This window comes from Roseimarinus sediminis, from assembly GCF_050433125.1.
GTDB lineage: Bacteria > Bacteroidota > Bacteroidia > Bacteroidales > Prolixibacteraceae > Roseimarinus > Roseimarinus sediminis.
This window is the reverse complement of sequence record NZ_JBNPXV010000005.1, coordinates 1-18,617: the sequence shown is the minus strand read 5'-3', so window position 1 is coordinate 18,617 and position 18,617 is coordinate 1. Positions and strand designations below refer to the sequence as shown.

Annotated in this window: 20 protein-coding genes; 4 read left to right on the top strand and 16 right to left on the bottom strand. The window is 41.1% G+C overall.

What is annotated here, in order from left to right:
- Window positions 1-42 precede the first annotated feature (42 nt).
- Complete coding sequence (locus FHS86_RS07865) at window positions 43-1,200, top strand: glycosyltransferase (protein WP_429412444.1); 1,158 nt, start codon at window positions 43-45, stop codon at window positions 1,198-1,200.
- A gap of 63 nt (window positions 1,201-1,263) precedes the next feature.
- Here FHS86_RS07865 and FHS86_RS07860 read toward each other — a convergent pair whose 3' ends face one another.
- From FHS86_RS07860 to FHS86_RS07835, 6 genes are all read right to left on the bottom strand, one after another.
- Window positions 1,264-1,998 carry an outer membrane lipoprotein-sorting protein gene (locus tag FHS86_RS07860; RefSeq protein ID WP_429412443.1) on the bottom strand — a complete coding sequence of 245 codons (735 nt, stop codon included), beginning with the start codon at window positions 1,996-1,998 and terminating at the stop codon, window positions 1,264-1,266.
- Between the two features lie 39 nt (window positions 1,999-2,037).
- Window positions 2,038-3,315: an ABC transporter permease gene (locus FHS86_RS07855; RefSeq protein ID WP_429412442.1), complete on the bottom strand. Its 1,278-nt coding sequence runs from the start codon at window positions 3,313-3,315 to the stop codon at window positions 2,038-2,040.
- The gene (locus tag FHS86_RS07850; RefSeq protein ID WP_429412441.1) at window positions 3,312-4,487 is read right to left on the bottom strand and encodes an ABC transporter permease; all 1,176 of its coding nucleotides are present in this window, start codon (window positions 4,485-4,487) and stop codon (window positions 3,312-3,314) included. The genes FHS86_RS07855 and FHS86_RS07850 overlap by 4 nt, the downstream gene beginning before the upstream one ends.
- Window positions 4,484-5,197, bottom strand: coding sequence for an ABC transporter ATP-binding protein (locus FHS86_RS07845; protein ID WP_429412440.1), 714 nt, complete (start codon window positions 5,195-5,197; stop codon window positions 4,484-4,486). Before FHS86_RS07845 ends, FHS86_RS07850 begins: the two co-directional genes overlap by 4 nt.
- 356 nt (window positions 5,198-5,553) lie before the next feature.
- Window positions 5,554-6,729, bottom strand: coding sequence for a hypothetical protein (locus FHS86_RS07840; protein ID WP_429412439.1), 1,176 nt, complete (start codon window positions 6,727-6,729; stop codon window positions 5,554-5,556).
- Window positions 6,730-6,737: 8 nt separating this feature from the next.
- On the bottom strand, window positions 6,738-7,322 hold the full coding sequence (locus FHS86_RS07835) for a TetR/AcrR family transcriptional regulator (RefSeq protein WP_429412438.1): 585 nt from the start codon (window positions 7,320-7,322) through the stop codon (window positions 6,738-6,740).
- A 333-nt stretch (window positions 7,323-7,655) separates the two neighbouring features.
- On the opposite strand from FHS86_RS07835, the gene FHS86_RS07830 reads away from it, so the two are divergent.
- The 3 genes from FHS86_RS07830 to FHS86_RS07820 are packed head-to-tail and all read left to right on the top strand — an operon-like array spanning window position 7,656 to window position 8,441.
- Entirely contained in the window at window positions 7,656-7,961 is a 306-nt protein-coding gene (locus FHS86_RS07830; RefSeq protein ID WP_429412437.1) for a nucleotidyltransferase domain-containing protein, read from the top strand.
- Between the two features lie 10 nt (window positions 7,962-7,971).
- Window positions 7,972-8,244: a hypothetical protein gene (locus FHS86_RS07825; protein ID WP_429412436.1), complete on the top strand. Its 273-nt coding sequence runs from the start codon at window positions 7,972-7,974 to the stop codon at window positions 8,242-8,244.
- 23 nt (window positions 8,245-8,267) lie between these two features.
- On the top strand, window positions 8,268-8,441 hold the full coding sequence (locus tag FHS86_RS07820) for a hypothetical protein (protein WP_429412435.1): 174 nt from the start codon (window positions 8,268-8,270) through the stop codon (window positions 8,439-8,441).
- A gap of 89 nt (window positions 8,442-8,530) precedes the next feature.
- On the opposite strand, the gene FHS86_RS07815 is transcribed toward FHS86_RS07820, so the two are convergent.
- The 10 genes from FHS86_RS07815 to FHS86_RS07770 all read right to left on the bottom strand — a co-directional run bounded on the left by FHS86_RS07815 (window position 8,531) and on the right by FHS86_RS07770 (window position 18,285).
- Window positions 8,531-8,938 carry a hypothetical protein gene (locus tag FHS86_RS07815; protein ID WP_429412434.1) on the bottom strand — a complete coding sequence of 136 codons (408 nt, stop codon included), beginning with the start codon at window positions 8,936-8,938 and terminating at the stop codon, window positions 8,531-8,533.
- Between the two features lie 375 nt (window positions 8,939-9,313).
- Window positions 9,314-11,110: a mucoidy inhibitor MuiA family protein gene (locus tag FHS86_RS07810; RefSeq protein ID WP_429412433.1), complete on the bottom strand. Its 1,797-nt coding sequence runs from the start codon at window positions 11,108-11,110 to the stop codon at window positions 9,314-9,316.
- A 308-nt stretch (window positions 11,111-11,418) separates the two neighbouring features.
- A complete protein-coding gene (locus tag FHS86_RS07805; RefSeq protein WP_429412432.1) occupies window positions 11,419-12,606 on the bottom strand; it encodes a hypothetical protein in 1,188 nt (395 codons plus the stop codon).
- Window positions 12,607-12,799: 193 nt separating this feature from the next.
- Window positions 12,800-13,375, bottom strand: a complete 576-nt coding sequence (locus FHS86_RS07800; RefSeq protein WP_429412431.1) for a DJ-1/PfpI family protein — start codon at window positions 13,373-13,375, stop codon at window positions 12,800-12,802.
- Window positions 13,372-13,902 (bottom strand): hypothetical protein, encoded by a 531-nt coding sequence (locus FHS86_RS07795; protein WP_429412430.1) that lies wholly within the window; start codon window positions 13,900-13,902, stop codon window positions 13,372-13,374. Before FHS86_RS07795 ends, FHS86_RS07800 begins: the two co-directional genes overlap by 4 nt.
- Window positions 13,903-13,920: 18 nt before the next feature.
- The gene (locus FHS86_RS07790) at window positions 13,921-14,568 is read right to left on the bottom strand and encodes a DNRLRE domain-containing protein (protein WP_429412429.1); all 648 of its coding nucleotides are present in this window, start codon (window positions 14,566-14,568) and stop codon (window positions 13,921-13,923) included.
- 410 nt (window positions 14,569-14,978) lie between these two features.
- The gene (locus tag FHS86_RS07785; protein ID WP_429412428.1) at window positions 14,979-15,692 is read right to left on the bottom strand and encodes a hypothetical protein; all 714 of its coding nucleotides are present in this window, start codon (window positions 15,690-15,692) and stop codon (window positions 14,979-14,981) included.
- A gap of 164 nt (window positions 15,693-15,856) precedes the next feature.
- Window positions 15,857-16,210, bottom strand: a complete 354-nt coding sequence (locus tag FHS86_RS07780; RefSeq protein ID WP_429412427.1) for a hypothetical protein — start codon at window positions 16,208-16,210, stop codon at window positions 15,857-15,859.
- A gap of 315 nt (window positions 16,211-16,525) precedes the next feature.
- Window positions 16,526-16,915, bottom strand: a complete 390-nt coding sequence (locus FHS86_RS07775) for a hypothetical protein (RefSeq protein ID WP_429412426.1) — start codon at window positions 16,913-16,915, stop codon at window positions 16,526-16,528.
- 236 nt (window positions 16,916-17,151) lie between these two features.
- Window positions 17,152-18,285 (bottom strand): ATP-binding protein, encoded by a 1,134-nt coding sequence (locus FHS86_RS07770; RefSeq protein WP_429412425.1) that lies wholly within the window; start codon window positions 18,283-18,285, stop codon window positions 17,152-17,154.
- Window positions 18,286-18,617: the final 332 nt, after the last annotated feature.

The window sequence follows — 18,617 nt, the reverse complement described above, 5'->3', positions numbered from 1 at the left end:
ATCGAAAAAATCCCTTAGTTTTGTTAGCATTAACAAGCATTTATGGATCATCCGCATGAAATGACAGCGACCCTCAAAAAAAGGATCGTACTTACGGTAATTAACGACATTGCCACCGACAACCGGGTACAAAAAGTTGCTTACACCCTGAACAACATGGGTTTTGAAGTCACCATCGCCGGACGGATACTGCCCCACAGCCTTCCGCTTACTGCCGGTCATTTTAAATACCGTCGCTTCAGGTTCTTAATTAACAAAGGTCCTTTGTTTTATGCACTTTTCAACATCCGCCTGTTTTTCTATCTTCTTTTTAAGCCACTCGACCTGTTGTGTGCCAATGACCTGGACACCCTCCCGGCAGCCTGGCTGGCCGGCAAAATCCGTCGCTTACCGCTGGTTTACGACAGCCATGAACTGTTTACCGAATTGCCTGAACTAGTTGAACGACCATTTACTCAAAAAATATGGAAAAGCATTGAATCTTCAATTGTTCCCAGGCTTAAAAACTGCTACACCGTTTGCGACAGCATTGCACAGCACTATCGGCAGGAGTACGGAACTTCATTCAAAGTCGTTCGGAATCTGCCCCAGAAAGACGATGGGAAAAATGAAGAAAACAAGGAGCAGTCCTTTGCTGTTGAGCAGCCTTTTCTCCTGTATCAGGGTGCCGTTAATTTGGGTAGAGGAGTTGAAGAGGCCATTCTTGCCATGCACGAACTTCCTGACTTACAACTGGTGATTGCAGGCGATGGCGACCAGCTGAAAGCATGCAGGCAACTGGTTTCGGAGCAACAACTTACCAGGCGGGTTATTTTTACAGGAAGACTGGCCTACCCCGAACTGAAAAAAATTACCCGAAGGGCGCTGATTGGTTTGTCGCTTGAAAAAGACCTCGGCCTGAATTATCGCTATGCCCTTCCCAACAAACTATTCGATTACATTCAGGCCGGGGTGCCGGTGCTGGCTGCTGACCTTCCCGAGATGTCAAAAATTATTAAGCAATACGGCGTTGGGTACACCATCAGTTCAAGCACTCCGCAAAACATTGCTCAGGGAATTCGGTACATGCTTGAAGCCGACGAGCAATTTGCCGAATGGAAGAAAAATTGCCTGGCTGCAGGACAGCTCTTGTGCTGGGAAGAAGAAGAAATAATTCTTAAAGAAATTTATAATGGCTACCTGGAACCTGGAACAAAATAAAGGCAAAGAGCGCAGGTTTGAATTGCTGCGCTCTTTGGTGCCCTTTTAAAAATTTCGCTCAGCTTATTGCTTCAAAGCTGCCTTGCTAAACAGGTAATCCGGAATCTCAACATTGAATTGGATGGAATTAATAATCATTTCCGTACCATCACCGTCTTTAAGCATGTCCTTATAAACCATCGAATGCGGGAACCAGCGTCCATCAATTTTTTTCACATCCTTCATGGTCATTCTTTTCAGTAATTGCCCGCTTTTAGCGTACATTTCCTGTTTTAAGGGAACAAAACGTTCAGCATCTACCCACATTTTCTGAACGGGATAGGCCACATCGTTTACTTTGGCATCGAGTCGAATCAGGTACACATCCCGCCCATCGAGCACGGTGTTGCTTTCAACCGTGGCATTATAGGTCTCAGTCAGTTTACGGTCGTCCATCATGTCTTCATACGACATGTCGGAGCCCATTACTGACTGGCGCAACATGTGCCCGGCAATCTGGATGGTACGGTCGGTCGACGGGGAATAAATCCACAGCTGATCTTCCAGTTTCAGCATCTTGGTTCCCTGCTCCCTGGCCGGCGACAGGTATTCGGTAAACGACTGCCGGTCGCCTACTACATACGATTTCGAAGTAAGGGTACGGCTTATCCGTTTCCCATGAATCACAGTGGTCGATTCCATGACCCTGTTTTCCGACGAAAGATTACGATCCACCTTTTCAAGGAGGACGTCGGCATCGACAGCAGGCTGCCCCATGGCTGCCTGCACGACCAATAGCAATAGCAGTATTGTTTTCATGTGTTTTATTTTTTCATATTGAAAGAGAATATTTCTGCATTATGCTTCCAGCTCTTTAAACAACTGGGAAGTCTTTCTCCGATAGATGCCGATTCCTGCCAGTGCTGCTCCGATAAGCGTTGACACAATGCCCGGAATGAAGCCAATGTAAAAATCGACCGGAGTAATCCGGGCCCTGATTACCGTTGGAAGCATCATCGATGAACCCTTCATCGAATCACCCAGGTTGAGTCCGTACTCCTGCATGAGCCAGGCAAAAAACAGTCCAAACACAGTCCCCACCACCGATCCGGCAATACCAATCATCACCGATTCATAAAGCAGGGTGCGGTACACATGTTTCTTCTCTTCACCCATGGCCAGTCGCACGCCAAATTCACCATAACGACGAATGCCCCCCAGCAATCCGGCATTCCAAAGCACCAGCGCCATGGCTAGCATAAAAATAATGGTGATAATACTTCCCATGGTGCCCGACAATTCGACAAACTGTCCCATGTTCCCCTGATCTTTCAGCGAAAGTACAATCGGAGCATATTCATCATCGGGATCAGGACTGAAAGCCTGTGCAAATTCTTTCTTAACCTTTTCAGCCTCTGCAGATGAAAAATAACCTTGTTCGAAAAAACCCACAATTTCGGTAGCTGCATCGGGCATATCAAGCGCCAGCCGCACATCTTCAATGTCAGCTATAACGGTTCCTTTATCCAGCACCTGAACACCAAACGAAACAGTACCTGATACAATGAAATTGTAATAGCTCATGCCACCATACATGGTTGAACCAATCAGGGTAATTTCATCACCCGGTTTCACTTCCAGTTTTTGTGCAAACTCATCGCTTAGCAACACTTCGCCACGGGCATCGGGCAGTTCGCCCTGAACCAGCGAACGGGCCAAACCAATGCGTTCTGACTCTTTCGATGCTGACGAAAGCAAATCGATGCCCATGCCCATCGAAGGTCCCTGCGCACGCGTTTCGCCGTTCTCGTCGGGAACATCGATCAAACCGCCGAACTGAATGCGTGCTGCCCAGTCCATATCGGGAAAGTGTAGCGAAAGCTCCTCTTGCAGCGAAGTGATTTCAAGCAAGGCAAGGTCGGTTGGCATTTGTGAAATATTATCGGCAAATGCGCGGGTTACCACCTTCACATGTCCATTGCTCATGCGGGCATTCATTTCGATTGAATCATTCATCAATCCGGTAATGTAGGCATGCAGAAAAACGCTCAGCATCACACCTGCTGCCACAATCATGATGGGAACACGACTACGGCTCTTGTCCCGCAGCAATCCTTTTAGTAAAAATCTGATCATTGTATTTTCCCCCTTAATGCTTCAGTTGGATTCATTTTTGCAATACGGCGCGATGGCCAGTAACTTACCACGGCAGTGGTTAAGAGAACAATGAGTGTGGTCGAAACAATCAGTCCGACGGTATAAACCGGATACATGGTGGGTGAAATGGCCATTCCAAATTCACTGGTATCCATCGGAACGGTAAAGCCCACCTTTGCCTGCCAGATGAAAAACGGAATTCCGTAAATGGCGGCCAGTCCGGCAGCCAGCAGCGCATGCATGGCTCCTTCGACGGTAAAAAGTGCGACCACCTGTCTGCGTGTATATCCCAAAGCCACATAAGTTCCAATCTCCTTCTGCCGACGAAAAATGGAAAGTATCTGCGTGTCGAAAATAGCCAGCATGGCCAGTAACAGCAGAATGATGTAGAAAACCGACTGACCACTTGATTTGGTCTGAATCATGGCATCAATTTCGGCTGTCAGCACTTCGGCAGGTTTCAGCACAAAAGCACCCACCGAATCGGCCTCAAATTCAGTATCAGCCAGCGAAAACAAACTGGCTTCGTTGGGCAGGAGCATCATTTCGCGCATGCGCTCCAGGGCAATCCACACCTGGGCTGCATCCACCGTAGGAACGGTAGTATTAAAGATGTCGGCAATTTCGATCTCAACCGCATCGAATACCCCTTTGCTGTCGCGCCAACGCATAATTACCCGATCTCCCTTTTCGAGGTGGGCCGCACGTGCCATGCCCGAACCAATGATGGCAGGAACTGCATCGCTTAGACTATCAAGACGCTGAGTGGGTAGTTTCAAAAGATTTTGCCCGGCAGGAATGCCCTTGATGGTAATCGGAAGCATTCGTCCCTGCGGATAGATGGTTCCCTGTGCCAAAAGAATAGGAACCATTCGCTGTTGATCAATGGCCTCCTGAAATTGTTCAGGAACCGGAGCATGACTGTCATCAATGGTGAATGCATCGTACTCATCGTAGGCATGATGCCAGTATTGTCCTTTACCGATTTCCCACTGTTCCATGTCGGTCTTGGCCTGACGGTCCCAGCCAACCAATATTCCTTTCATCCAGATAATAATGACGAAGGAAAAGGACAGGACAATCACGTTCAGCCAGGTGCGTAATCCGGCTCCGATCAAATTACGATAGGCCAGTTTTAAAGCTAATTTCATGATTTTCCGTTTGATGGGTTTGCTGTTTCTTCATGATCAATTCTTCCATCTTTCATGAAAATTTTTCTTTTCAAATAAGCAATCACCTTCTCGTCGTGTGTTGCAAACAGGAAGGTGGTATTCAGTTCACGGTTCAACTCTTCCATGGTACGCAATATGTTGTGCGAATTTTCTGCATCGAGGTTGGCTGTTGGTTCGTCGGCCAGTACCAGCGAAGGCTTTTTCACCATGGCCCTTGCAATGGCTACACGCTGACATTCGCCACCCGATAGTTTGGGCGGTTTGGAATTCACCTTATCGGTAAGGCCCACCCATTCGAGGGCATCCATTACCATGCGTTTGCGCTCTGCCGCAGTGAAATCGAGCAACAGCAGTGGAAACTCCACATTTTCGAATACTGTATGAACCTGTAAGAGATTGTAACTTTGAAAGATAAATCCGAGGCGCTCCTTTCTTAAGCGGGCTGCCTGTTTCGCATTCATTGTACTCACAGGATGACCGAGCACCAATGCTTCTCCCTCCGACGGGGAGTCGAGCGAGCCGACAATGTTTAATAGCGTTGTTTTGCCCGATCCGCTGGGACCGATCAATCCGGCAAACTCACCGGCATTCATTGTGAGATCAATTCCCTTTAGCGCGGTAAATTCACCCTTGCCCATCGGGAACTTCTTGACTAATCCATCGATCCGGATAATTGATGTTTGTTCCATGACTTGCTTGTATTAATGGTTGTTTAAATGGTTGCTCGTTGCTGGTTACTCGTTACTGGTTACTCGTTACTGGTTACTCGTTGCTGGTTACTCGTTGCTGGTTGCTCGATACTGGTTGCTCGATACTGGTTAATCTTCCTTATTCCTTGTTCCATGTTCCTTGTTCCTTGTTCCTTGTTCAATGTTCCTTATTCCTTATTCCTTGTTCAATGTTCCTTATTCCTTATTCCTTATTCCTTATTCCTTGTTCCTTGTTCCATGTTCAATGTTCCTTATTCCTTATTCCTTGTTCCTTGTTCAATGTTCCTTATTCCTTATTCCTTATTCCTTGTTCCGTGTTCCGTGCTCCTTGCTCCTCAATGATTCACCACTATCATCAGCTGCACGCCCGTGCCGCCAAATAAATTCATCTCGCCCGTGCTGAGAGGAAGCTGATAGTTTTTGGGGTTATTATAGCCCATCACGTAGAAAGTAAATACTGGCAACTGATAATTCCAGGTAAGTAACTTGTAAAAACCCTGGTTGGTCCAGTCGTAATAAAACATGGTGCTTAAACGGCCACTCAAACCCAGCGGATAATTCACCGACAGGGTACTGAAAAGAAAATGCTGGTCAAAACGAAAGGGATCCTCATTGAAGGCAAAAAACAATTGTTCGGCAGTGACATTCAATCCGCTTCCCAGCCCAAAGGTATAGTCGGTGCCGGCACTGGCAATCATCTGATTGGTAAAGTCTCCGTAAGCCCTGCTTTTGCCGATCCACACGGCTTCGAACCAAAGTCCGGCTCCCAGATCCCATTTACCGTCAAGCCCCAGTCTGCTTTCACCAAAGGGATCCACAGGGGGCATTCCAGGTAGTAAATTACCAGGATCAACCAGGCGATGATGGCCCGAAAGTGCCAGTTCACCCTTGCCGAGCGGCCATTGTATGCGTCCGCCCCATTCGGGCTGCAGCTGACATGTTGCCCCGATTTCCCAGGTTTTGGCCGTTTCATTTCCATAAAGCAACCACAACCAGATGTTGGCATTGTTTAAAAAATAATAACGCCCCAGCAGGCCCCACACACCATCGGTCAGTTGCAAGGGGTCACGCGGATCGAGCTGATCGAACCACATGAGTGGCCGGATCATCGATGCGGAACCAAAATTGATTTTCTGTAAACCGGCTCTCAACTCCAGTTGCTGTGTTGCAAAACGCAGCCAGGCGCGGTAAGGCTTAATTTGCCCCTTGCGGTAAAGGGTATCAAAAGGAAGCGTGGCCACGGTACCATTCACATTGGCCGAAAGCTCCAGGTCGATCAATCCCTTTGAAACATTGCCCTTGGCAGCATTCAACTGTGGCAAATAACGCACTCCGTTCCAGCTCTTCAGTTCAAGGCTGCGGTTGTAGTTGGTCCAGGCCGATGCCTGTCCGCTAAAACGCAGCTCCTGAGCCCACAGGCTTCCAGACAGAAAGCAGAAAACCAATCCTGAAAGAAAGCCAAGAACCATTGGAGACGTCAATACTACCCTATTTTGGAAAGCTCGTTTCATGTGTACAATTATTTTCTGGGAGAGATTCCGTAAGCCGAGAAATTGGTAATTTCCATCACCAGATCTTCCGGGTTATCGTAAAGTTGAAGCAGATAGGGATCGGTGATCAGATCGGTGTATTTTCGTGTGAAGTAAAGAAAGAACTCAATCTTCATGTCCTTTCTGATCAGCCCTTTTTGCTGCAATAGTTTAAAATCAATCAGCATCTCATTCCATACTTCGGCCGTTTTCTGATCGATGTAATCTTTCAGCCCCAATTCAGGATTTGCGTAAAAATCAGCCAAAAACTCCTTGCTGATTTCATGAATGCCGTCCTTTTTCATCTGCATCATTTGCTGCATCAGGTCGGAGGCATCGCTGGCAGTCTCAACCAGGTCCTTAAACTGCGCCACATTTCTTTCAACCACCCGGTCAAACACTGTTTTGGCTATCTCCTGCTTGTTGCCGAAAAACTTATAAAAAGTCATCTTGCTGCTCCCTGCTTCCCTGCAAATCTCTTCTACGGTTACCTTCTTAAACCCATATTTCCAGAAAAGCTGCTGAGCTGCATCCACCAGCGCCACCCACTTTTTATTTTTACTCTTATCTGACATAAACCATATTATTTTACTTTTCTGGTTCAAATATACGTTTTTATTTCTTTTTACCAACATTCGTACGTTTATTTTTATTTCGTAACAAAAAAGAACAGTCAGTAGTTAGAAAGTCATTGAGAAAAAAGAAAGACTGCGGGTCTTGTGCTGGCATTTCCATGCTAATATTGGAAGGCTGATTCAAATTATTTGCTGGCTTCATGCGGAAATGTTTTTTGTAAGCAAATAACTGAGGCAAAATGAATGCAAATGGCTAAGAGCTCAAAATGAATTACAACAGCGATCGGTCTGCTCTGTGCTTTAAATCTGTTTTCTTTTCTTTATCTTTGAACTATGCGACTTCAACCAGAAATCATACATTTTTTGAAAAAAGCTGCAACGGATTATTTCGATGACAATCCGCTCTATCTTTTTGGCTCCCGGATCAACGATCACGCAAAAGGAGGAGATATTGATCTTTTTGTTCTTTCTGAGGAAAAAATCCCTTTATCTGTAATACGAAAATTCAAAGTAGACTTCTATCTAAACTTCGGGTGGCAAAAAATAGATCTGATTAATTTTACTTATAACGAAGAAAGTACTTTTAAAACCATTGCTTCAGATAATGCAATGTTAATTAACGATATAATTTCCGACTAAGCTGATAATTATGAACGATCAAATTCATAAAAAACTTTTGCAGGAAGAAATTAAGTTGCTTCAAAAATCGTTGGAAACACTTCAGCTATCTGTTGAGAAGTGCATGAAAATCGGTCAAAAAGATGCCTATTCCTTCGAAGAAATGGAATCATTTGATTCATTAACATCCGAGTTTGGAAGAACAGCAGATATTTACACACAAAAAGTTATTCGTACCAGCTGGATGCTGCTGCATGAGCCTTTTTTACCGTTTATTGATTGTTACATAATGCTGAAAAAATAAATCTCGTACACTCAGCATAATCATTGATTGAAATACGTGACCTTCGTAACCAGATCACCCATGAATACATCCATGAAGCAATTACAGGGCTGGTGCCTGATGTAATCGAACTCACCCGACTACTAAAGCAAAACATTGATGAAACCTATCGGTTTTTAATTCAACATCGATGGATTGCAGATGAAATTTCTTTTTAATGACACGTGATAATATTCCCGAGATATTTCGGAATTGCTCTGGGTTTTTACCATATTGTTCTTCACAACCAGCACAAACCGACTGTTTTTCAATACATAAAAAAGTAGTAGGGAACGGTTGTATTCACCTCGTTATGGCTCATCTCGTACAAATACTTGGTCGCGTACGCCAACAATTCAATCTCCGATTCTTTGTCATAAATCGTTATTTCAAAATCAGCGTTATTTCCTTTTAACCGATAAAGTGCATCAACAACGGTGCTTCCTGCTTCATTCGACAATATCAGCTGATGGGCCTTTCTTGTGACAACATTGAATTTCAATCCATTGGAAAACTCAATCGTCGATTTCGATTCACTTAATTTAATTGAATCGCCCTTTACAATTAACTGGTATTCCTTGTTCTTAATTTTAATCAATTGGAAATCACGACCTGCATTAAAATCAAGGTCTTTCTTTTCGATGGATACCGAGAGCGTGTCGTTGGGCGAAATCAAAGAAAATATTTTGTCTTTTTGATTTAAATTCAGTTCACCAACATAAGTAGTCTGTGCGAATAGCACTTATCCTGCAAACATGCAAAACAAGAAAAACAGGGCTGTTTTTTTCATAATCAGGGTTTTTGTTATTTATCGATCAATTTACAAACAATATTCACAGCTTATTCATTTACTATCAGTTTTTTTTAATAAGAAAAAACTTACATGCTATTATGCTGTTCACCACCCTGTTTATAAAAGACTATTGTTGTTTAAGACTTTTTCTCATCACATAATAATCATCGTGTTCCTTTGCAATCTTGAAATCGTTTTTTTCATACAAATGGATGGGGCCCCGGTAAGATCTTTCGCATGACAAATTTCTTCTACGCATTAATCAACGATTACCCTTTTGTCTTTGGGATATTTGACCGAATATTTAATAATCAGCTCCTTATTTTCATTAGGGCTCAGCGAAAGATCCCATGCTACTTTTCCTGTTTCGCTGTCCGCTTTACCATCTGATACATCCAAAGTTTCAACCTGAATTTCCTTCGTTGTTGAAATAGGAATTTGGTCATAAACCAAAATGGATACCGGGTAGCTTTTATTATTCCTGAGTGATATTTTATAGGCGATGGTTTCGGTACGATTCGAACCAATAAATTGATTTGCTGTAAATTCCGACAATTTTTCGCGCTGTATGCTGATATTATTGTCGATGCCAAACGAAACTTCCAGGGTATCGCTGAACTGTGCTGTATTGATTTTCGACTGGCCAACATACGAATGCTCAAGGTAAACATTCACTTCGCCATCGCTTAGCTCCGCCTTGTACCAATCGTTAATTCTCCCGATCAGGAACACATTTTCCGACAACTTGGGAATTGCCTGGTATACAAAATCGGCTTCAATTTCAGCTTCCCTGAAACTCACCGTAGTCGTTTTGTTGTTCGAAGGTATGGTTTGTGAAGCATCAAGCAGGTACTCATTCGAAGTCTCTCTTTTCGATGTAATTGTTAAGGGAAGCGATGATTGGTCGCCGGCTGATTTTGTGCTAATCAGCACCACCCCGTTTGCCCCCCGGCTACCGTACAAGGCAGTTGCTGCTGCATCCTTCAACACATCAATTTTTGCAATATGATCCGGGTCGATGGAAGAAATATCATTTTGCAGCCTTCCATCAACGATGTACAAGGGATTGGCAAGTCCTGACACAGCGCCGACTCCTCTTATCCTGATTTCAGAATTGGCTTCAGGAGCATCGGCTTTTTCGGACAGCTGCACACCTGCCACTCTTCCCTGCAGAACATCTGCCATTTCGGGATAATGAAACTGCAGATAGAACGGACTCAATGCGGGTATGCTGGCCGAAAGATCGGTTTGGGCCGTTGAAAGAACCAGGCTTACATCCTTCCAGTCAATCCCGGTATTCTGACGGATATTGGCTTTATAGCTAATGTTCAGGTCCTGGTCAAATCCGAGAAACCTCATATCATACGAAGGATACCAGGCTGCATTGTCGACCAGATAATTGAAAGAAATCACGGTGGTTTTTGCTTGCTTCGCTTCAAGGGCAAGCACAATGGTTCCCGATGGCAGGTTCGATTTACTGTTGATCGAACTTTCTTGTCTCTTCAGTTTTGCCAACTCCTTTTTATGGTCCGAGATATTTCTTTGCCTTTGAAGTAAATTAAGGTAAAGTGTCTCAACACTTTCACCATAAATTGCGTTCAACAACCTGAATGTTTCGGGGTTAATACTTTGTTCTTTGCCGTTGACTTCTTTGTTGGCATGCAGAAAATTCAGTTGGTCTTCGATTATTTTTATCCGGGTTTCTTCCTCCTCCATCTTCATTTGAATGGCTTCAATCTGATTTTTGAGCGTCTCAAGTTCTTTGTTTTTTTCCAACTCATTCAAATAATCGTTTTGATGCTGAACGGTCAAGATCGTATAGGAGCCATCACCATCAATCCGGATGCTTTTCTTATTAATATACGGCGAGAGGCCCGTTAACTTTAAAATCATTGGCCCTTCCTGTAACGAAAGCCTTGCTTCCCTTTCTATTTGAGCACCTTTTGTAAAAACAGTAACGCGTTTAATCTCCGAGCTTATTTCTTTCTCATACTGCCCGAATGCAAAAACCGAAAGGCAAATTGCCAGGCCAATTAATGGAAGTCTTTTATTCATCGTTATTAGGTTTGGTTTTTTATTCATGAACGGTTTTCTGCTTCGGTATTTCCGGAAAACTTTTCAATACAATTTTACTGCTTATTAATCGATTTATAAAGCATTTCTTTTCAACAAGTTCCGAAGGAACGATTCATTTGATAACGCTGGATTTCAATCCAGAATAAACGGATAGAAACAATGCCGGGAGTTTCGCAGGAACGAAACATTTAAATTAAAACCGATGGCTAATTCTTATTCTCAAATTTACATCCAGTGCGTTTTTGCAGTAAAATATCGGGCTGCAATAATGCACAAAGATCAAAACACTAATTCATTTCAATCTCTTTTGTCCATGTTGCCTCCTGGTCATCATTTTCATATACATGAAGATAGATGGTACCGGTGCTGTCACTACGACTTCCAAATGCTAGCTCAAAATCAATTTCACCTGTCCTTGTTGCAGTAAATATTCGGGAATTTTCCGAAGGATTAATAGGAGAGAATTCCCAACCTGTATTATCCTGAAATGCCGGGAAATACCAATTTTGACCTCCAAGCTTGACCTTTAAATTCGTTCCTTCGGGCAATACTGCTTTCATTGAATAAGTACCCGGGCTATAATTACTTTCTTCTCTGTCAAGAATATTTTTCCCGTACTTTCCTGTTGCAGGGTATTCAATGAATCCGGTAAACACAAAATCTGTATTCTCAATAAATTGATTGACATAGCTTTCAAAATCAGGTACTGAAATATTTAAACCAAGGAGCTCATACCTGCTTTCGAGCATGCTTCGAATAGCAGCCAAATTAATAGTTTTGGCATTGTTGATTAATGTAGAACCTAAGGCCTGACTGTTCAACTGCCCGTCATCCCGAATGTCGGTACTGATATTCGCCAACAATTCAGACAACTCCGAAACTGACAGATAGCCTTGAAGGATGACTGAAACAGCCAGCAATATGGCGTTATCATCACCTGGTTTCGAAATGTCCAGTTGCTCCGATTCTCCAATCTCTTCTTTGTCTATTTCAAAAATGGAAAGAATTTCATGTTGCGCCATTTTCTTCGCATCAGAAAAGCTTTCCCCCTGAGAAGTAAGATAATAAACACGATTCTTTTCCAAAGAAGAAAGAACATTAACATTTAGGCTACTCTTATTCGATAAATCGGATAGCGCGAGTAAAGTCAGCCGGGCAGACGAATTTGCATTTTTTACTTCATTGAAATAAAATCCATCGGCCATTAACTCAACATATTGGGAAGTTAATTCGACATTCCTTATCTCAAAAGAACCTTTATTATCCAGAATCTGCGATGTAAATATTTTTCCACTTGGGGACAAATCACTGTTCAGCTCCGCGATGCTTATGGTCGTTCCGTTCAGGTAGGGGCCTTTCTGTACAAAACCTTCAATTTTTTCAAAATTCAGCTGAGGTGCCATGTCATTGTCTTCTCCACAGGAGAAGAACATCAGCATAATCACTGCAAGAAGGATTGGATATAATTTTTTCATGATTCGGTTTTTTTATTATAATCAATTTAATAACAACCAATTACACTTTAAGGTTCGTAAAGTTCTTCTTTTTCAACAGGCGATTAGTTTTCCGGCTCAAATCGTTTTAAAATCAGTTCAGCAGGCACCAAAATACGTTTCGATACTTCTTCAATACTCATTCCCTGCTGATGAGATGTTTTATTATCTGGCCTCAAAACCCCATCAGTTTACGCACGTCGCCAGCATTCTCCGTGCTTGTCAGGATCTCAAGCAACAATAAGGCTACACTCATCGCTGTAGATGGATTCCAGGAGCTAATTATTTGATCATCCATCACAATAGACTGGTTGATCACATTGGCACCAAATTCTTTCAATGCATCCCGACTATTTGCACTGGCATAGGTGGTCGCTTTTTTGCCTTTTAAAACCCCGCTTTTCCCCAATGGCAAAGCACCAACACAAATTGAAGCGATCACTTTATCATCGGCCCTGAACCTGCGAATTAATTCAAGAAATGTGTCATTGTACGCATCGTTATAATACCCATAAAGTTTAAATCCTCCCGGAATTGCCAATGCGTCAAAATCGCTGCTTTCAATTTCGCTGACCAAATAATCAACAATAAATTTCTGATCGAATGAACTTTTAATTTCCTTTCTCAGGCCGCATGTAAACAGCTGAGTAGAACCATCTCCATGTACCAGATTCCAGCCGATGACATCAATGAAAACACTTGCTTCAAACACCTCAAATCCTTCGGCTAATAACAACAATACTTTCTTCATAACTGATCCATATTGGCTGTCTTCCTGTTAATAAAACCAACGATGCCCTGGCTATTGGTCATGAGAAAGTAGCCAATAAGTGCCTTCACAGCATAAAAGATGATCCAGCTGACCTGAGGGTTTTCCACAAATAAGGCTTTCTTCTGAATAAGGGTGAACAGCTGTTTTCCCAGCATGGGCAAAGCATCAACGAAAATAAGTCCTCCTATAACAATGGTCGCGATGGTGAGCACCGTTTTCAGCGAAATAGCCAGGTCTAATCTTTCTTCCCCGAATCCCTTGTCCAGCTTTAATTTATCGATGACCCGGTCTGAATTAAAAACCAGCAATTTCAGTACGACAAAATACAGACCAACCGTCAGCAGCATTATAACGATTACAAGAATTACCACTAGTAGATTTTCCTGCGGATTGTCTCCAAAAAAGGTGAATGCACTAATAAACTGAGGGATCACAGTCAAGCCGCTTAATACCAGCCAAATCCCAAGAATCTTAAGAAATAGTGTCCAAAAAGTTCTGATTGTCATGTTGTTTGGTTTTATTTATTACTCTGTAAGTGTATAATAGACTTCCAATTTGGGTCGTAAGCTTTTATCCTGATTATCACTTGATGCGAATAGTAATCGCTTATATACCGCTTCATTTTCTAATTTTAGCATAAGTCCATAACTGTTGTCTTTATTTTCAATTACATCTCTGATTAGTGTTGTAATATCAATATCAGTAAAATCTTGTGCTGTATCAATCGATCCATCTACACTTACCCGATGAGTTGTTATAGTGCCTGGTTCAGTGTCCCACGAAACGGTCGATTCATCCCAGGCTGAAGTTATTCGTTGAATAATAAAACGGTTATCCCCGCTATGTTCGTTACCATATCGAGAGTTTTTATTAAAATATAACGACAAAAATGCACGATCTATTTGTGCATCTGTTGGTATTGAAGATAAATCAAAATCAATTACCACTCTATTCACATTCAGCATTCCATCCTGAGTCCATGCATACAGATGAATATCTTCTAACTCACCAAAATTTTTGTCCGGAACAATCTTACTTATAACAGCATCTTTCCCTTGATTTCCATCGGGTTGTAATGTTAAAACAAGCTGCTTTTCTATCTCATCTTTCTCACACGATGTAATTAGTATCAAAGTCAGAATCGCCATTAAAATTAAATTCGTCTTGCTCATTGTTATTGATTTTATTTGGGTGGATATTCTCGAAATGTTCCTTAATTTAATTAGCTTCCTTTGGAGTTTGTTTCGTTAAATTGTGAATGGCTTGCAGTGGCTTGGTGAGCTGCATGGCGTTTTGTTTTTGGTGCTACAATTTAATAAAATATTTTATTGTACTATGCATCAAAAGCCAAAACATGCTGTAAAATACATAGAAGGAAAGAGTCAGTAAGTCAGAAAGTCACTCATCACAAAGTTATTGGTCAGAAAGACAATGAGGAAGGCCTTGACCAGCCTGGCTTAGCCAAAGGAATATTTACACTTACAAAACCTGCAACGACTTATTCACTCACTCGTTTCCGCTGCGCTCAAAAAAGTGGGAGAACGAAACCGGCAATTAAATATGGCATTCCATACCGCCAGTTCTAAAGTTTCTCTTTGTAATGCGCTTCTAAATCTAATGTTTCCAATGCTTTATTAACTTCATCAAGATTCATCCCAGCTTTAATTGCGTCGGAATAGAATAATTTAATGAGTCTTTTGTCTTGGATATATAACCCGGTTGGTGGCTCAGCAGAATTGGCATTGAAAAGGCTTCTTCTTGAATCAACTACTCCCAATAGCCCTAGCGATTTGATAAACAGTCTTTTAATATTATAAACGCCACGATCATTAGTTTTGGTTTTAGAAGTCACGATACAGAAACTTGAAAAAAGAAGTTGATTTTGCTTATTGTAACGCCTGCTCGACCAATAGTCAAAATTGTCATTCAGCAATAGCTCACTTTTGTAGGACATATTGTATTTATTAAAATAATCGATAAGCTCTCCAAAATATAATTGGATGTCTGCTTCAGCCGGATTCGCTGTTTCTACAATGAGCATTCCAACCAGCATACCTACCTCATTTACAAATACATTCCAGCTTTTTTCAGAAATGAAATCCATCTTGCCTTCAATGTGATACTTAAGGGTATCTTTGTTTTCCCATTTCACAATAAAGAATGTCTGATTGTTTACTGAAAGGAATGCACTTTGGATAAACTCATCACACATTCTGTCAACCCGCTTAGATTGAGCGTAAGTTTCTATAGAAATTAGAAGTATGAGTAGGGAGCCAAAAATTATTTTTTTAGTCATCTTATTTCTTTAATCGGAGGTCAATTTTCAAGAATTAGTCTAATATATTTACTGCCAATAACATTTGTGTTACTTCTGTTGGCTGACTGATATAGCTATGTATCACCCTAAAAGTGGGTGGATATTACCGAAATCTGAATGTTAAAAGATTGGCAATATCTTAGTCAATACTGTCTGAACGTCAATTTCCTTAACTTTTGAATCGACCATATAAATGCAAAAACGCACAGAAGCATTCCAAGAATTAAAACAGCATTAATGGTTTTTAGTCTTTTTATAACTACATCATTTTCGTCAGATTCAATCCGATTTGCTTTCTTGATTGACTCAAGCCTGTTCAGCAATACAATCATTTCTCCAAGATTTAATTGTCGCTGTATTTTCTCTCCATTTAAATTTGTTCTTTCTATTTGTAGTCGATCTTCCGAATACGGTTTGATGTATTTGTGATAAACTCCGCTTGAAAAACCGATGATGGAGATGGTCAGGACAATTATAAACAAGCCTTTGGTATTCACGTTTTAGTTGTTTGTTTTTTAGTGGACTGCCAATCTGAATCTCAAAGCAGCTTATCGACAAAATGTCAATACACAATGTCCCGGATCAGTCTCATTAAGCAGCAATTGCAATATAATAATAATTATTATTTTATTAATAATGTATTCAAACTAAAATCGGATACTTCATCGTGCGTTTTTTGTATGTCGAATTTTCCGTTTTTAGCATAAGGCCATATTCTTAATAATTTTGTGAAATATTTTTTCTATAACCTGATCCGAAAAAAATCATCTTTGCCGTCTTTATTCACAATTAATTCCTCAGCAACAGTCACTTTACCAGTTTTTTATCTGCAAGGTATAATTCACTGTCGAATCAGGTACAATTACGGGCATAGTCGAAAAGCCCTGAGGGTAAAGACAGGGCATTTGGTCAAATGTTGATGTTGCAATATCGACTGAAAAATAATCTTGTCCATTTTTTGCTTCGATCTTTGACAAATCAGGGTGAAATTGGAAGCGTTGAAGTATTGAGTCGCTTAACAAGTCATACGAATCTTTATTTTCATAAAAAGACAAGATTGTTAAATCACTGATTTGCGACAACTTCATTAATGCAGTATCGATCTGAAACCGCTTACGTTGGACTTGACTAGCAGCTTGAGAATAACCCGAAAGATAATATCCGATCGTCAAAATTGTCAATAAAAGGATCTTCTTCATCATTACTTAGTTTTTAATTAGCCGGGCTTATTGCCTTTGTATTTACATCACCACGCGATGAACCAAGTCCCGCCAATGTGGAAAAGCTGATTAAAAATACAGAATTCTACTTTAAATCAGCAGACCCTAAGTACAGCACACCGTAGCGGGATAGATGTAGTTCAATCCGCCAGTTGGCTGAAATCATCGCTGGGCGCTGCGCGTCGCTCATATTCCTGTTTATTGTAGCTTTGGTATTTTCATGTCAACCATTTTTCGAAGTTGTCTTTGTTTATTACTTCAAATGAAGAATCAGGATAAGCATTTTTCCATTGTGTTGGAATCTTAACTTTTGCTTCTTTCCATTTAAATTCATAACCAAAAAGAGAACCATCTCTTTCTTCCACCCAGTCTACCTCTTGTTGCTGATAGGTTCTCCAGAAATAATTATTAGATGACAGTCTATTGTATTCCTGATATTTGAGCCGTTCGCTAATCATATAGTTTTCCCAAAGTGCTCCAATATCATTTCGTGATTCAATTGGATTAAAGTTTGCAATCACAGCATTTCTTATTCCATTGTCAAGAAAGTACCATCGGGAATTTTTTGTAATTTCTTTTCTTAAGTTTCGACTAAATCCTTCTACTTTGTGAAGGATGAAAACTTTACTTAGTAAATCAAGATACTTTTCTACAGTATTTTTGCTTATTCCAAGTTGTTTCCCTAATTCTTGCAATGACACTTCTCCTCCAATTTGAAATGCGATTAATCGTAAGAGGTTGAATATTTTTTGAGAATTCTTTATGTTTTCATAAACCAGGATATCTTTTAGAAGATATGAACTGACCATTTCATTCAGGTAGTCTATTTTGTCTTCTCGGTCAGGCAGTTGCAGTAGTTCAGGGTAATTGCCAAAAATTAACCGTTCCCTTACTTTGTCAATTTTTTCAATTTTATTTTCAACCTGATTGAATTCATTCTCAGAAAGTGCAAAAAGGTTGAATGAGTATTTTCTTCCAGTCAACGGCTCTCCAGCATCTTTATGAATGTCAAAAGAAGAAGAGCCTGAGATGATTACTTTCAAGTCTTCAATTTCGTCAATCATAAGTTTTAGTTTTAAGCCAATCTCCGGAATTTTTTGAGCTTCGTCAATGTAAATAAATTTGTATGAACCTAAAAGTTGCTTGTAATTCTCAACACTTCTAATTGCAAGTTTGTCGTGTACATTAATATCCTCGCCATTTAAAGAAAGCACAGGTTCGTCAATTTTTTTAAGTAACTCTTTTACAAGAACAGTTTTTCCAACTCTTCGAGCGCCGAAAACTATTACAACTTTGTTGGATTGTAACTTCCTGATAATATTCTCCGATAAGTCTCTGACTAAATAATTCATAATACCGTCATTTATATGACGCAATTTATGCTAATTTCGGCAATTTGTCAAATTCGAATTCGGTTTTTTAATATTAAAGCGTAGAGTAGAGCCTGATAGCTTACTCAAAATTAGTACCGATAAATGTACGTATTCTGGATAAACTATCAGTGCCCCCTGCATCAAACCGTACGTGAACTATTCGCTCATACGGCTTACCGATAGAGTTCTTCCTGTAGCTTTCGCATGGAACTTCATGCTCGCATATTTTTCGATATCCAATAAGTGTTTGTACTTGACAAGATTCTCGAAAGGACGCTGGCGAAGCGTTTTATGGGCTTTCCGTCCTTTGC